Annotated in this window: 2 tRNA genes; both read left to right on the top strand. The window is 43.9% G+C overall.

What is annotated here, in order from left to right:
- Positions 1-232 precede the first annotated feature (232 nt).
- Positions 233-309 (top strand) — tRNA-Ile (locus tag JK635_RS06315).
- A gap of 24 nt (positions 310-333) precedes the next feature.
- Positions 334-409 (top strand) — tRNA-Ala (locus JK635_RS06310).
- The last annotated feature ends 245 nt before the right edge of the window (positions 410-654 follow it).

The raw sequence follows: 654 nt of genomic DNA, 5'->3' as shown, positions 1-654 counted from the left end.
TTGCGAACAAATAAATAAATAGATTGTTGCACGTTCTTTGTTTGTTTAGTTTTGAGGGAATAATCCTTTCGCTAAGTTTGCTCCTGCGCCGTAGTAGTTCGAGGAAGTAACTTCTCAGCTCGTCGCAAGGCAGCTTGAAGCAAAACTAAGAAGGCCATTCATGAAGTTGATTCGTGGAAGTTGCCTTGTTTAGTTTTGAGAGAATGAATCTCTTTTAATAAATAATAAGTATGGGCCTATAGCTCAGCTGGTTAGAGCGCACGCCTGATAAGCGTGAGGTCGATGGTTCAAGTCCATTTAGGCCCACCATACTTCAATTTAATATCTTTTTATGGGGCCTTAGCTCAGCTGGGAGAGCGCCTGCTTTGCACGCAGGAGGCCAGCGGTTCGATCCCGCTAGGCTCCACCAATATTTGCTTCTGCGCCGTAGTAGTTCGAGGAAGTAACTTCTCAGCTCGTCGCAAGGCGGCATGATGTAAAGCTACGATGAAACATCACGAAGTGATTGAAATCAGTAGCCTCGTTCTTTGAAAACTAGATAATCGTAATAGAAGAAGTAACCAAGTAAGAACCGAGTATCGCCATTTTAGGTTTTAAACCTTTTAGGTCATGACAAATCAGCAGCGAGAAGGTCAAGGAAGCGAGTGAGCGAAG

Source organism: Neobacillus paridis, from assembly GCF_016765675.1.
Taxonomy (GTDB): domain Bacteria; phylum Bacillota; class Bacilli; order Bacillales; family Cytobacillaceae; genus Neobacillus; species Neobacillus paridis.
This window is presented reverse-complemented; position numbering and strand designations above follow the sequence as displayed.